This window comes from Pseudomonas sp. 22490 (assembly GCF_052044465.1).
Classification (GTDB): domain Bacteria; phylum Pseudomonadota; class Gammaproteobacteria; order Pseudomonadales; family Pseudomonadaceae; genus Pseudomonas; species Pseudomonas aeruginosa.
In genome coordinates this window covers 55,535-68,092 of sequence record NZ_JBQENS010000025.1, presented here as the reverse complement: position 1 = coordinate 68,092, position 12,558 = coordinate 55,535, and the positions used below count along the sequence as shown (strand labels likewise).

Annotated in this window: 15 protein-coding genes and 1 other RNA gene; 9 read left to right on the top strand and 7 right to left on the bottom strand. The window is 67.4% G+C overall.

Annotated features, from left to right (window positions below; translation table 11 throughout):
- Nucleotide 1: 1 nt before the first annotated feature.
- Nucleotides 2–1,126, top strand: coding sequence for an ABC transporter permease (locus tag ACTJJX_RS24495; protein WP_016852244.1), 1,125 nt, complete (start codon nucleotides 2–4; stop codon nucleotides 1,124–1,126).
- A gap of 9 nt (nucleotides 1,127–1,135) precedes the next feature.
- Here ACTJJX_RS24495 and ACTJJX_RS24490 read toward each other — a convergent pair whose 3' ends face one another.
- Nucleotides 1,136–1,594, bottom strand: coding sequence for an EVE domain-containing protein (locus ACTJJX_RS24490; protein WP_003099195.1), 459 nt, complete (start codon nucleotides 1,592–1,594; stop codon nucleotides 1,136–1,138).
- Between the two features lie 184 nt (nucleotides 1,595–1,778).
- On the opposite strand from ACTJJX_RS24490, the gene ACTJJX_RS24485 reads away from it, so the two are divergent.
- Nucleotides 1,779–1,910, top strand: coding sequence for a hypothetical protein (locus tag ACTJJX_RS24485; RefSeq protein ID WP_003096323.1), 132 nt, complete (start codon nucleotides 1,779–1,781; stop codon nucleotides 1,908–1,910).
- A 50-nt stretch (nucleotides 1,911–1,960) separates the two neighbouring features.
- On the opposite strand, the gene ACTJJX_RS24480 is transcribed toward ACTJJX_RS24485, so the two are convergent.
- From ACTJJX_RS24480 to ACTJJX_RS24465, 4 genes are all read right to left on the bottom strand, one after another.
- Nucleotides 1,961–2,572 carry a 5-formyltetrahydrofolate cyclo-ligase gene (locus tag ACTJJX_RS24480; protein ID WP_003096321.1) on the bottom strand — a complete coding sequence of 204 codons (612 nt, stop codon included), beginning with the start codon at nucleotides 2,570–2,572 and terminating at the stop codon, nucleotides 1,961–1,963.
- Between the two features lie 9 nt (nucleotides 2,573–2,581).
- Nucleotides 2,582–2,760: non-coding RNA, 6S RNA (gene ssrS / locus ACTJJX_RS24475), on the bottom strand.
- Nucleotides 2,761–2,793: 33 nt separating this feature from the next.
- Nucleotides 2,794–3,108 carry a cell division protein ZapA gene (locus ACTJJX_RS24470; RefSeq protein WP_003096316.1) on the bottom strand — a complete coding sequence of 105 codons (315 nt, stop codon included), beginning with the start codon at nucleotides 3,106–3,108 and terminating at the stop codon, nucleotides 2,794–2,796.
- The gene (locus ACTJJX_RS24465) at nucleotides 3,105–3,314 is read right to left on the bottom strand and encodes a TIGR02449 family protein (RefSeq protein ID WP_003096314.1); all 210 of its coding nucleotides are present in this window, start codon (nucleotides 3,312–3,314) and stop codon (nucleotides 3,105–3,107) included. The genes ACTJJX_RS24470 and ACTJJX_RS24465 overlap by 4 nt, the downstream gene beginning before the upstream one ends.
- Nucleotides 3,315–3,502: 188 nt before the next feature.
- On the opposite strand from ACTJJX_RS24465, the gene ACTJJX_RS24460 reads away from it, so the two are divergent.
- The 5 genes from ACTJJX_RS24460 to ACTJJX_RS24440 are packed head-to-tail and all read left to right on the top strand — an operon-like array spanning nucleotide 3,503 to nucleotide 8,326.
- On the top strand, nucleotides 3,503–4,057 hold the full coding sequence (locus ACTJJX_RS24460; RefSeq protein ID WP_003099193.1) for a YecA/YgfB family protein: 555 nt from the start codon (nucleotides 3,503–3,505) through the stop codon (nucleotides 4,055–4,057).
- Between the two features lie 9 nt (nucleotides 4,058–4,066).
- Nucleotides 4,067–5,401: a Xaa-Pro aminopeptidase gene (pepP, locus tag ACTJJX_RS24455; protein ID WP_003096308.1), complete on the top strand. Its 1,335-nt coding sequence runs from the start codon at nucleotides 4,067–4,069 to the stop codon at nucleotides 5,399–5,401.
- 7 nt (nucleotides 5,402–5,408) lie between these two features.
- Nucleotides 5,409–6,593: a 2-octaprenyl-6-methoxyphenyl hydroxylase gene (gene ubiH, locus ACTJJX_RS24450; protein ID WP_003099190.1), complete on the top strand. Its 1,185-nt coding sequence runs from the start codon at nucleotides 5,409–5,411 to the stop codon at nucleotides 6,591–6,593.
- Nucleotides 6,594–6,597: 4 nt separating this feature from the next.
- On the top strand, nucleotides 6,598–7,080 hold the full coding sequence (locus tag ACTJJX_RS24445; protein ID WP_003099189.1) for a hotdog fold domain-containing protein: 483 nt from the start codon (nucleotides 6,598–6,600) through the stop codon (nucleotides 7,078–7,080).
- A 28-nt stretch (nucleotides 7,081–7,108) separates the two neighbouring features.
- The gene (locus ACTJJX_RS24440) at nucleotides 7,109–8,326 is read left to right on the top strand and encodes a 2-octaprenyl-3-methyl-6-methoxy-1,4-benzoquinol hydroxylase (RefSeq protein WP_003115267.1); all 1,218 of its coding nucleotides are present in this window, start codon (nucleotides 7,109–7,111) and stop codon (nucleotides 8,324–8,326) included.
- A gap of 38 nt (nucleotides 8,327–8,364) precedes the next feature.
- On the opposite strand, the gene ACTJJX_RS24435 is transcribed toward ACTJJX_RS24440, so the two are convergent.
- Nucleotides 8,365–9,186 carry a hypothetical protein gene (locus ACTJJX_RS24435; protein WP_003118038.1) on the bottom strand — a complete coding sequence of 274 codons (822 nt, stop codon included), beginning with the start codon at nucleotides 9,184–9,186 and terminating at the stop codon, nucleotides 8,365–8,367.
- 38 nt (nucleotides 9,187–9,224) lie between these two features.
- A complete protein-coding gene (locus tag ACTJJX_RS24430; RefSeq protein WP_016852243.1) occupies nucleotides 9,225–10,418 on the bottom strand; it encodes an MFS transporter in 1,194 nt (397 codons plus the stop codon).
- A gap of 96 nt (nucleotides 10,419–10,514) precedes the next feature.
- Here ACTJJX_RS24430 and ACTJJX_RS24425 point away from each other — a divergent pair, with 96 nt between their 5' ends.
- Both ACTJJX_RS24425 and ACTJJX_RS24420 read left to right on the top strand, forming a co-directional pair.
- On the top strand, nucleotides 10,515–11,429 hold the full coding sequence (locus ACTJJX_RS24425; RefSeq protein ID WP_016852242.1) for a LysR family transcriptional regulator: 915 nt from the start codon (nucleotides 10,515–10,517) through the stop codon (nucleotides 11,427–11,429).
- Nucleotides 11,430–11,496: 67 nt separating this feature from the next.
- Nucleotides 11,497–12,495 carry an extracellular solute-binding protein gene (locus ACTJJX_RS24420; RefSeq protein WP_012614663.1) on the top strand — a complete coding sequence of 333 codons (999 nt, stop codon included), beginning with the start codon at nucleotides 11,497–11,499 and terminating at the stop codon, nucleotides 12,493–12,495.
- Nucleotides 12,496–12,558: the final 63 nt, after the last annotated feature.

Genomic DNA, 12,558 nt, shown 5'->3' with positions numbered 1-12,558 from the left:
GATGCGCAGCCTGGCCAACATCTTCAACCTGGGCATCAAGGAGTTCCGCAGTCTCGGCCGCGACTACGCGATGCTGGCACTGATCGTCTGGGCCTTCACCCTGGGCGTCTACAGTTCCGCCACCGGTATTCCGGAAACCTTGCATCACGCGCCGATCGCGGTGGTCGACGAGGACCGCTCGCAGCTCTCGTCGCGTATCGTCAATGCCTTCCAGCCCCCATACTTCCGGCCGCCGGAAATGATCGGGCATGCCGAGATGGATCGCGGCATGGACGTCGGCCTGTATACCTTCACCCTCGATATCCCGCCGGACTTCCAGCGCGACGTGCTGGCCGGGCGCAAGCCCTCGATCCAGGTCAACGTCGACGCGACCCAGACCGGGCAGGCCTTCTCCGGCGCGGGCTACATCCAGAACATCGTCGCCACCGAGGTGCGCGAATTCGTCAGCCGCTACCGCGCGGAGCCGAGCATGCCGGCGCAGATCGAGGTGCGCATGGAATTCAACCCGAACCTGACCCAGGCCTGGTTCGGTGGGGTGATGGAAGTGATCAACCAGATCACCATGCTGTCGATCATCCTCACCGGCGCCGCGCTGATCCGCGAGCGCGAGCACGGCACCGTCGAGCACCTGCTGGTGATGCCGCTGTCGGCCTTCGAGATCATGATGGCCAAGGTCTGGTCGATGGGGCTGGTGGTGCTGGTGGCGGCGGGGCTCTCGTTGCAGTGGGTGGTGCGTGGCTGGCTGGACGTGCCGATCAGCGGCTCGGTGGGACTGTTCCTGCTCGGCGCCGGATTGCATCTGTTCGCCACCACCTCCATGGGCATATTCCTCGGCACGGTGGCGCGTTCGATGCCGCAGCTCGGACTGTTGACCATCCTCGTGCTGCTGCCGCTGAACATTCTTTCGGGCGGCACCACGCCACGGGAAAGCATGCCGGAACTGGTGCAGAACATCATGCTGGCGGCGCCGTCCACGCATTTCGTCAGCCTGGCCCAGGCGATCCTGTTCCGCGGCGCCGGTTTCGACATCGTCTGGCCGCAGTTCGCCGGTATCGTGGTGATCGGTTCGGCGTTCTTCTTCGGCGCGCTCTGGCGTTTCCGCCGGACCATCTCGCAGATGGCCTGAGCGATGGCTTCAGCGTTTCGCCAGCGGCAGGATCGCCTGCCATTCCTCGGCGCTGACCGGCATTACCGAGAGGCGGCTGCCCTTCTGCACCAGGGCGAGGTTGGCCAGGGCGTCCTGGGCCTTCAGCCGGGCCAGTGGAACGACCTCGGCGAAGGCTTCGACGAAGCTGACGTCGCGGGCGCTCCAGGGGTTCTTCCCGGCGCTGGCCTTGGGGTCGTGGTAGGGGCTGGCGGGATCCAGGGCCGTGGGATCGGGGTAGGCTTCGCCTTCGATGCGGGCGATACCGGCGATGCCGGGCTGCGGGCAACTGGAGTGGTAGAAGAAGAACAGGTCGCCGGAGTTCATGCTGCGGATGAAGTTGCGCGCCTGATAGTTGCGCACGCCATCCCAGCGGGCGGTTCCGAGGCGTTGCAGGTCGCGGATCGAGAGTTCGTCCGGCTCGGATTTCATCAGCCAGTAGGCAGGCATGAACTTTGCTCCTCTTTCGTAGATATACGTAGGAAACGTCTGCGCGTGACCACCGGTCGCCGGTGTAATTGCGTATGACTTCAGCTTATCGGAAAATGCCGTTTTTCAGCGGGGCAGGGTGCTCAGGCGATAAGATAATCGCAAGGACCGGCCTCGAAAATTGCCTGGAAGGGGGAGGCAATCGATGAAGCGCAAGCCAGACTTGCTGTGGGTTTTGGTCATCATCTTCGGACTTGGGGTCGTCACCACCGGTTATACCCAGAGCCTCTGGGAACGACAGGCCAGTACGCCCGCCCAGGTGACGCAACAGCCGTAAGACTCGCCGGGTATCGCATGGAACGCGGTACCCAGGGTTCTCCCTCCTTCCTAGCGTTTCCCTGCCACGTACCAGCCCGCATCGGTCACCGTTCCCGCCAGGGGAATGTCCCAGCTGGCCAGCGCCAGTCGATCCACCTTCTGACATTCATGGGCCAGGCCGATCAGCGTCGGTTTGTGACCATTTTTGCGCCTCGCCAGGTAGGCCAGGCTGCGGTCGTAGAAGCCGCCGCCCATGCCCAGGCGCCCGCCCTGTTCGTCGAACCCCACCAGCGGCAGCAGTACCAGGTCCAGCGCCCAGGCCTTGCGCTGGCGGCCGGCGTCGGCCAGCGGTTCGCTGATGCGGAAGCGGTTGCGGGTCCAGCGTTCGCCGCTGCCGACCCGCTGGAACACCATGCGCGTCCGCGGCCAGGGCGCCAGCACCGGCAGGTAGGTGGCCTTGCCGCGCTTCTGCGCCGCACGCAGCAGCGGACGCGGGTCGATCTCGCCGTCGTTGGGCAGGTACAGGGCGATATGGCGGGCACGGCGAAAAAGGGGATGCTGCGCCAGTTGTCGATAGAGGGCGCGGGCGGCGAGGCGTTGCTGCAGGGGGGAGAGCGCGCGGCGCGCCTGGCGGAGCTTGCGGCGCAGGGCCGGGCGGCTGAGGTCTTGCGATTCGATCATGTGGAAAGGTAGCTCCCCGGTCGTGCCGCTGTCGGGTTAGCCCTTGAACCCGAAAGTTCAAGGTGGCGGTTGCAGTAGACCTTAAGGCTTTCCGTCGTGCGGACATGCACACCGGTCCAACTGGCAACCTCCGTTGTTGCAGTTATCGGCTCAGGGACATCACCGACTGGCCAACACACCAGGGAGCGGAGGCCAGTATACCCGAATTGGCCGTGCCCGGGTCAGGCTTCGCCGGCATCGGCCGGATTCGCCAGGGCGCGGTCGACGCGATCGAGCAGTTCGCGCACGCGCTCGCGGGTCGAACTGCTTTCCTGGTCCAGGCGCTCCTTGCGGTGCAGCAGGTCGTGGGTGATGTTGAGGGCGGCCATCACGGCAACCCGGTCGGCGCCGATGACTTTGCCGCTGGAGCGGATCTCGCGCATCTTGCCGTCCAGGTAACGGGCGGCGCTTTCCAGGTTGGCGCGCTCGTCGTCCGGGCAATTGATGCAGTATTCCTTGTCGAGAATCTGCACGGTGAGGGTATTCGACTGGCTCATGTGTCCTGCTCCAAGGCTTTCAGACGCAAAATCATCGCTTCGACCTTGTGTCTCGCCATTTCGTTCTTTTCGATCAGATGAGCGCGCTCTTCGCGCCAGGACTTTTCGTTCGCCCGCAGCAGCCGGTTCTCCGCCTTGAGCTGTTCCAGCTTCTGGAGCAGCTGGTCGAACTTGGCCGTCAACAATTGCAGATCGGCGTCTTCCATGGGCTCTCGCTTGGGAATTGGGGTGATTGGACAACTATATAGGATCGTCCCCGGTCGGGGCCAATGCCCCGGCCGGGCCGGCGCGCCGGCAACCGGTCGCATGGTCTTGCCGGGGCGGGCGGTGCTAGGATAACCACCTTCATTTCACGTGTAGCGCCCCAATGGCGCCCAGCCGTCAGGGTCCCGAGATGTCCACTCAGAATTCCGCCTACAGCGCCTTTTCCTCCCTTCTCGCCGAGGCGGCCATGCCGGTCTCGCCGGCCGAACTGCACGGCCATCTGCTGGGTCGGGTCTGCGCCGGCGCCGGCTTCGACGAGGCCGCCTGGCAACACGCTGCCGCCGAACTGCTCGGCGGCGCGCCGGGCGAACGACTCAAGGCCGCGTTGTCCGGCCTGCTCGGCATGGTCCGGCAGGACTTTTCCGCCGGCGAGGTCGCCGTCGTCATGCTCCTGCCCGACGACGAAACCCCGCTCGCCCAGCGCACCGAGGCGCTCGGCCAATGGTGCCAGGGTTTCCTCGCCGGTTTCGGCCTCACCGCCCGCGAAGGCAGCCTGACCGGCGAAGCCGAGGAAGTGCTGCAGGACATGGCCGCCATCGCCCAGGTCCAGGGCCAGTTGGAAGACAGCGAGGACGGCGAGACGGACTATATGGAAGTCATGGAATACCTGCGGGTCGCTCCGCTGCTGCTGTTCGCCGAGTGCGGCAAGCCGCTGGAGCCCGCTCCCAAGCCTTCACTGCACTGAGGTTTCTGCATGATCCGTATCCCCAAGTCGGAGTACGCCCGTCGGCGCAAGGCGCTGATGGCGCAGATGGAACCCAACAGCATCGCCATCCTGCCGGCGGCGCCGATGTACATCCGCAATCGCGACGTCGAGCATGTCTACCGCCAGGACAGCGACTTCCAGTACCTCACCGGCTTCCCCGAGCCGGAGGCGGTGATGGCGCTGATTCCCGGCCGTGCCCACGGCGAATACGTGCTGTTCTGCCGCGAGCGGGATCCGGAGCGTGAACTGTGGGACGGCCTGCGCGCCGGCCAGGACGGTGCGATCGGCCAGTACGGCGCCGACGACGCCTTTCCCATCGGCGATATCGACGACATCCTGCCCGGCCTGATCGAAGGCCGCGACCGGGTCTACTACGCCCTTGGCGCCAATCCCGACTTCGACCGCCGGCTGATGGACTGGATCAACGTGATCCGCTCCAAGGCCCGCCAGGGCGCGCAGCCGCCGAACGAGTTCGTTGCCCTCGACCACCTGCTGCACGACCAGCGGCTGTACAAGAGCGCCAACGAAGTGAAGGTCATGCGCTACGCCGCCGAGGTCTCCGCCCGGGCGCACATCCGGGCGATGGAGGTGTGCCGGCCGGGGCTGTTCGAGTACCACCTGGAAGCCGAACTGGAATACGAGTTCCGCAAGGGCGGGGCGAAGATGCCGGCCTACGGCTCGATCGTCGCCGCCGGACGCAACGCCTGCATCCTGCACTACCGCGAGAACGATGCGGCGATCAAGGACGGCGACCTGATCCTGATCGATGCCGGCTGCGAGATCGACTGCTACGCCAGCGACATCACCCGTACCTTCCCCGCCAATGGCCGCTTCAGTCCCGAGCAGAAGGCGATCTACGAACTGGTGCTGGAAGCCAACATGGCGGCGTTCGACTACATCGCCCCCGGTCGCCACTGGAACGAGGCCCATGAGGCCACCGTACGGGTCATCACCGCCGGGCTGGTGCGCCTGGGCCTGCTGGAGGGCGACGTCGACGAGCTGATCGCCCACGAGGCCTACAAGGCTTTCTACATGCACCGCGCCGGCCACTGGCTGGGGATGGACGTGCACGACGTCGGCGAGTACCGCGTCGGCGGCGAATGGCGGGTGCTCGAACCGGGCATGGCGATGACCGTCGAGCCGGGCATCTACATCGCCCCGGACAATACCTCGGTGGCGAAGAAGTGGCGCGGTATCGGCGTACGCATCGAGGACGACGTGGTGGTCACCCGCAATGGTTGCGAAGTGCTGACCAACGGCGTGCCGAAGACCGTCGCCGAGATCGAGGCGCTGATGGCCGCGGCCAAGAGCGAGGCAGCCTGAGGTGACGATGAGCAAGGTCAACCTGGCGATCATCGGCGGGGGCCTGGTCGGCGCCTCGCTGGCGCTGGCCCTGCAGGCCGGCGCTCGGGAGCGCGGCTGGTCGATCGTGCTGATCGAACCCTTCGCCCCCGGCAACGCCTACCAGCCCAGCTACGACGCCCGCTCTTCGGCGCTGTCCTACGGCAGCCGGCAGATCTACGAGCGACTCGGCCTGTGGCCGGCGATCGCCGAGCGCGCCGAGCCGATCCTGCATATCCATGTTTCCGACCGCGGCCGCTTCGGCGCCACCCGCCTGACCGCCATCGAGGAAGGCGTGCCGGCGCTGGGCTACGTGGTGGAGAACGCCTGGCTCGGCCAGTGCCTGTGGAAGGCGCTCGACCCCGAGGTGGTGCGCTGGCACTGCCCGGCCGAAGTGAAGACCCTGGAAGCCCGGGAGGGCGGTTACCGGCTTACCCTCGACGACGAGACGCAACTCGATTGCGAGCTGGCGATCCTCGCCGATGGCGGTCGTTCCGGGCTGCGCGAACAACTTGGCATCGCCGTGGAGCAGACGCCGTACCGGCAGACTGCGCTGATCGCCAACGTATCGCCCTCCGAGGCGCACCTCGGGCAGGCCTTCGAGCGCTTCACCCCCAGCGGTCCGATGGCCCTGCTGCCGTTGCCGGATAACCGTTGCGCGCTGATCTGGACCCGCCCAGGCAAGGACGCCGAACGCCTGCGTGGCCTCGATGACGCGGCCTTCCTCGGCGAGCTGCAGGCTGCCTTCGGCTACCGCCTCGGCGCCTTCCGCCAGGTCGGCGCACGGCACTGCTACCCCTTGCACCTGGTCGAGGCCCGCGAGCAGGTGCGTCCGCACCTGGTGGTGCTGGGCAACGCTGCGCACAGTCTGCACCCCATCGCCGGCCAGGGCTTCAACCTGTCGTTGCGCGACACCCTGGCGCTGGTCGACGCCCTGCTCCACGACGACGCGCCGCTGGGCGAGTTCGCCGTGCTGCAGCGCTACCTCGATGGGCAGCGCCTGGACCAGCAGATGACCGTCGGCTTCTCCGACCGGGTGACCCGGCTGTTCTCCAACGACCGCGCGCTGCTCGGCGCCGGGCGCAACCTCGGCCTGCTCGGGCTCGACCTGCTGCCGCCGGCCAAGCGCTGGTTCGCCCGCCAGGCCATGGGCCTCGGCGCGCGGCCGCTGTAGCGCCATGCCGGTCTGGTCGAGGGCGCGCAAGGCCCGCCTGCTGCGCTTCGCCATGAATCTCTACCCGCCCTTCCTGGGGGCGGGCATCCGTGTGCGGCACATCGCTGGCGATTTCCGCGAGGTTCGGGTGCGCATGGGCCTGAACCGGCTCAATCGCAACTATGTAGGCACCCAGTTTGGCGGCAGCCTCTACGCGATGACCGACCCGTTCTTCATGCTGATGCTGATGGAGAACCTGGGCCGCGACTACGTGGTCTGGGACAAGGCGGCCAACATCGAGTTCGTCAGCCCGGGCAAGGGCCCGGTGCATGCGCATTTCAGCATCGACCAGAAGCTGCTCGACGAGGTCCGCGAGCGGACCGCCGGCGGCGAGAAGTACCTGCCCCGGCTGCACGCCGAAGTGCGCGACGACGCCGGCACCCTGGTGGCGCGGGTTCAGAAAACCCTGTACGTGCGGCTCAAGCCGCGCCTGCGGAACGCGGCCTGAAGAGGGCCCACGAGTGGAGAACGAGGATATGCACGCGGATCTGGTCATCGTCGGCGCCGGCATGGTCGGTAGCGCCCTGGCCCTGGCCCTGGAGGGCAGCGGCCTGGAGGTGCTGCTGGTGGACGGCGGCTCGCTCGACGTGGCGCCGTTCAAGCCGGAGGCGCCCTACGAGCCGCGGGTCAGCGCGCTGTCCGAAGCCAGCCGGCGGATTCTCCAGCGCCTGCATGCCTGGGACGGCATCGTCGCGCGCCGCGCCGAGCCCTATCGCGAGATGCAGGTGTGGGATGGCTCCGGCACCGGGCGGATCGGCTTCAGCGCCGCCAGCGTGCACGCCGAGGTACTCGGCCATATCGTCGAGAACCGGGTGGTGCAGGACGCCCTGCTGGAACGCCTGCACGATTCCACCACCGGCCTGCTGGCCAATGCGCGCCTGGAACAGATGCGCCACTCCGGCGACGACTGGCTGCTGACCCTGGCCGACGGTCGCCAGCTGCGTGCGCCGCTGGTGGTCGCCGCCGACGGCGCCAACTCGGCGGTACGCCGCCTGGCCGGCTGCGCCACCCGCGAATGGGATTACCTGCACCACGCCATCGTCACCAGCGTGCGCTGCGAGAACGCGCACCGCGCAACCGCCTGGCAGCGCTTCACCGACGACGGTCCGCTGGCCTTCCTGCCCCTGCCGGACCGCGGCGACGAGCACTGGTGCTCGATCGTCTGGTCGACCACCCCGGAACAGGCAGAACGCCTGATGGCGTTGGACGAGGATGGCTTCCGCGCCGCCCTCGGCGAAGCCTTCGAACAGCGCCTGGGCGCCATCCTGCATGCCGACCGGCGCCTGTGCATCCCGCTGCGCCAGCGGCACGCCAAGCGTTACGTCGAGCCGGGCCTGGCGCTGGTCGGCGATGCTGCGCACACCATCCACCCGCTGGCCGGACAGGGCGTGAACCTGGGCTTCCTCGATGCGGCGGTGCTGTCCGAGGTCCTGTTGCACGCCCTGGAGCGCGGCGAACGGCTTGCCGACGAACGCGTGCTGAGTCGCTTCGAGCGGCGGCGGATGCCGCACAACCTGGGCATGATGACGGCGATGGAAGGCTTCGAGCGCCTGTTCCAGGCCGACCGGTTGCCGCTGCGCTGGCTGCGCAACGCCGGCCTGCGCCTGGTCGACGGCCATCACGAGGCGAAGGCGCTGTTCGTCCGCCAGGCGCTTGGCCTCAGCGGCGACCTGCCGATGCTGGCACGAGTCTGAGCGGGGCGGCTCCCCCCTGACGGGAGGGCCGCCAGTCCTCAGAACAGCGCCGCGCAGTCACGCATGACCTGCGCCTTGTTGCGCAGGTAGAGCCCGAACAGGTTGCGCGCGGCTTCTTCGTTCACCTCGATTTCCATCGCCTCGACGAAGGCGTTCACCGCCGCCGTGGCGTGGGCGAAATGATTGCTCTCGGTGCCGCCGGTGTGCACCGTTACCCAGGCCACGGTGGCGCGGGCGCGTTCGGCGGGTACGCCCATGTCGCGGCTGAACCATTCCTTGTACAGCGGGTGGATGTACTCCACCTCGCCGTGGGTATAGACCTCGTGTACCAGCGTGGTCAGCAGTCCCTGCATCAGGTCGCGCTCGCGCAGGCGCTGGCGGTCGGTCCAGTCCTTGAACGCCTGCGCCGAAGGCAGGCAGTTCTCGCGCAGCAGCCAGCGGTCGTCGCCGCAAAGGGTGGTGGCCATGGTGTAGAAAAGATCGGCATGCACGGTGTTGCCGAGGGCGCCGAGGTCTTCGTCGGTGATCCGTTGCAGGCTGCCGCAGGCTCGATAGAGCTGGTCTGCCGCTGCCGAACCCTGTTCCGAACGGGCCAGCAGGGTCAGGCGATTGGCCAGTCCGGAAACGCTGGCCGCCGAGTTGTTGGTCTTCGACCAGCTGGCGAAGAACTTGCGCAGCGGCTCGACCGCCTGGCGCCGGGCGGTGACCCGGGCGAAGGCGTCCTCGATGTCCAGCAACGACGCCGTCTCGTCCCAGAAGGCCCGGAACAGTGCGTGGCGCAGGGTTCCGGCGGGCATGTCGTTGAGGACCGGCTCGATGACGCCGAGCAGCTTGCTGTGGGGGGTGATGACATGGTTCATGGCTAACCTCCTGTCGGTTCTTGTTGTTCTTGCGATGGTTACGGTCTTCCTTGCGACGCGCGCAGGGCCGCGCGTTCGGCCTGTGGTGCGGACCAGCCGTAGCGGGTCAGAAGCAACGGCAGCAACTGGGCCAGGAGGATCAGGCCCAGGCAGCCCGGCCAGCCCCAGTGCTCCCAGAATGGCGCCGGCAGCACCGCGCCGAGGCTGCCGCCGGCGTAGTAGCAGGTCAGGTAGAGGCCGACGGCACCGGCCTTGTCGGTCCCGGCATTGCTGGCGGTGAAGGCGTTGACCGTGGACTGTGCGAGGAACACGCCGGTGGCGCTGAGGGCCAGGCCGACGAGAATCGTCGGCAGGCCCGGCGCCAGGGTCAGCAGCGAGCCGCACACGCCCAGCAGCGATGCGCCCAGCAGCAACTGGCGGTGCGGGCGGGTGCGGGCCAGGCGGCCGCTGGCGGGAATCACCAGCAGGGCGAGGAGGAACACCGCGTAGATCGAGCCGAGCTGAGCGGTGTCCAGGCTGTACGGCGGACGGCTGAGATGGATGCCGATATAGGTGAACATGGCGACCTGGGAAAAGAGGACACAGAACCCCACCGCGTAGGACGACAGCAGCGGAGCCCGGAACAGTTCACGGGATACTAAGGGGCGTTTCCCCGGTGCGGGCGCGTGCCTGCCAGAATTGGCAGGGAGCAGCGCACGGATGGCGACAGCGATGAGCAGGGTCAGCCCGGCGAGGATCCGGAAGGCGACGCGCCAATCCCACTCCTCGGTCAGCAGGCCGGTGAGGAAGCGTCCGGCGAAGCCGCCGAGGATGGTCCCGGCGACATAGAGGCTGGTCAGCTCGATGACCGCGCCGCCGCTCCAGCGCTCGCCGATGTAGGCCACGCTGCTGGCGAACAGCAGGGGAATCAGCATCCCTTCGGCGAAGCGCCAGAGCAGGAAGGCGGCGAAGCTGCCGGCATGGGCGGCCAGCAGCATGGGCACGCAGAGCAGGCTGGCGGCGAAGGCGATCACCCGGCTGCGCTCGCGGCCGCCGCTGAGTCGGCCGACGAAGGGCGCGGCGAGAGCCACCGCCAGGGTGGTGGCGGTGATGCTCCAGTTCGATTGATGGGCGCTGATGTGGAAGCTCGCCGCCAGTTCGTCGAAGATGCCCTGGGTGGTATAGAGATTGAGGAACGCAGCGCAACCGCAGAGAAACAGCGCGAGGCGGGGGAAACCCTGGGACGAATTCATGGAACGCTCTGCCTGGACGAGAAACCCCCTGTTATAGGGGCGCTCCCGACGGGCTGGCCAATACCGATTCAGGACCGATCGATACCGAGGAACCGCATGCTCGACCTACGCCGCCTGCGCTGCTTCGCAGCCGTTGCCGAAACCCTGCATTTCGGCCGCGCCGCCCAGCGCCTGCACATGGCGCAGCCGCCCTTGACCCGGCAGATATCCGCGCTGGAGGAAGAGCTGGGCTTTCGCCTGTTCGACCGCTCCAGCCGGGCGGTGACCCTCACCGCCGAGGGCAGCCTGTTCCTGCCTTACGCACGCGCCCTGCTGGACCAACTGGAGCGCACCGCCGGCTTCGCCCGCAAGCTGGCGCAGGGGCTGGCCGGCCACCTGACCCTCGGCTACGCCAGCTCCATCGCCCTGTCGGACCTGTTCACCGAGGCGATCCGACTGTTCCGCGAGCGCCATCCGGAGGTGCAACTGGAGCTGCTCGAAGGCGCTTCGGCGGCGCAATGGGCGCAGATCGCCGAAGGCGGCATCGATGTGGGGCTGGGGCGCCTGCCGCCGCCGGAAGGCCAGGTCGGCATCGAGGTGCTGGCCCTGGGCGGCGAGCCGCTGGTGGTGGCCGTGCCCAACGGCGATCCGCTGGCGCGGCAAGAGCGGATCGACCTGTACGATCTGCGTGATCGGCCGCTGATCCTGTTTCCACTGGACTACGGCTCCGGCCTCAACGAACTGATCGAGCGCCTCTACCGGAAGGCCGGGCTGGCGCTGACGAGGGGACCGGCCGGACGCCAGATCACCTCGATCATCGCCCTGGTCGCGGCCGGCCAGGGCGTTGCCCTGGTGCCACGTTGCAGCACAGCGCTGGCCCGGGCCGGAGTCGTCTATCGCCCGCTGGCCAAGCCCGAGGCGCTGGCCGATTTCCTCGTCTTCACCCGCCGCCATGGCCGCAGCGCCGCGGTGGAGGCGTTCCTCGCCATCCTCGGTGGCCTGGACGCAGGCGAAACACCCCGACACATTTAGTCGCGCGGGTTCGCAAGCGAGATTTCTTATCATTCGTGCCTACGTTCCGATGACGAGGCTGTTCTTCATGCAGGCAAGCAAAGCTCTACTCGCCGCCCTGGCCCTGGGCATCACCGGCCTGGCCCAGGCCGCCGACGAAGTGGTGGTGTATTCCTCGCGCATCGACGAGCTGATCAAGCCGGTGTTCGATGCCTACACCAGCAAGACCGGCGTGAAGGTCAAGTTCATCACCGACAAGGAAGCGCCGCTGATGGCGCGGATCAAGGCCGAAGGCGCTAACACCCCGGCCGACCTGCTGCTCACCGTGGACGCCGGCAACCTCTGGCAGGCCGAGCAGATGGGCCTGCTGCAACCGTTCAAGTCGGCCACCATCGAACGGAACATTCCCTCGCAGTATCGTTCCAGCACCGATAGCTGGACCGGACTGTCGCTGCGCGCGCGGACCATCGTCTACTCTACCGAGCGGGTCAAGCCGGAAGAGCTGAGCACCTACGAAGCCCTGGCCGACAAGCAATGGGAAGGCCGCCTGTGCCTGCGCACGGCGAAGAAGGTCTACAACCAGTCGCTGACCGGGACCCTGATCGAGACCCACGGGGCGCAGAAGACCGAGGAAATCCTCCAGGGCTGGGTGAACAACCTGGCCACCGACGTATTCGCCGACGACAACGCGGTGATCCAGGCGGTGGACGCCGGCCAGTGCGACGTCGGCATCGTCAATACCTACTACTACGGGCGCCTGCACAAGCAGAACCCGAACCTGCGGGTCAAGCTGTTCTGGCCGAACCAGGCCGACCGCGGCGTCCACGTCAACCTGTCGGGCATCGGCCTGACTCGCCACGCGCCGCATCCCAAGGCAGCCAAGGCGCTGGTGGAATGGATGACCGGGCCCGACGCCCAGGCGCTGTTCGCCGGGATCAACCAGGAATTCCCGGCCAACCCGCAGGTCGCGCCGTCAGCCGAAGTCGCCAGCTGGGGCAGCTTCAAGGCCGACAGCATCCCGGTGGAAGTTGCCGGCAAGCGCCAGGCCGAGGCGATTCGCCTGATGGACCGCGCCGGCTGGAACTGACCGCCGGTTATACTCGACGCCCCGGCTCGTCCGAGCGGGGCGTCGTTCGTTCCGCACCGAGGA